This window comes from Vibrio marinisediminis (assembly GCF_014050145.1).
Taxonomy (GTDB): Bacteria; Pseudomonadota; Gammaproteobacteria; order Enterobacterales; family Vibrionaceae; genus Vibrio; species Vibrio marinisediminis.
The window spans coordinates 1-263 of record NZ_JACFYF010000287.1; the positions used below are offsets into that span (position 1 = coordinate 1).

Sequence of the window (263 nt, forward strand, 5' to 3'; positions counted from 1 at the left end):
TTCCTAACGGAATAGACAATAGCGGAATAATCATCAACAGATAAAACAAGTTAGATTTAAAAAAATCTTTCGAAGTAATTCTTGGCGTTAAATCAGCACTTGTACTTATAAAATGAATATCTTGTGCGTTGCTAATAACATTTCTTTTAGTTGTAGTTACTACATTACCATCCGTTGCTTCTTTACCTTCTGGAGCATTAATAATTATAGCATCTGAAGTAATAGTTTTATACGCTTTATCTTTTAAACTAAAATAAGAAAAG

General features: G+C 28.9%; 1 protein-coding gene. It reads right to left on the reverse strand.

Annotation, left to right across the window (positions count from 1 at the left end):
- On the reverse strand, window positions 1-263 hold a 263-nt coding region (locus tag H2O73_RS24125; protein WP_220457768.1), incomplete at both ends, for a hypothetical protein.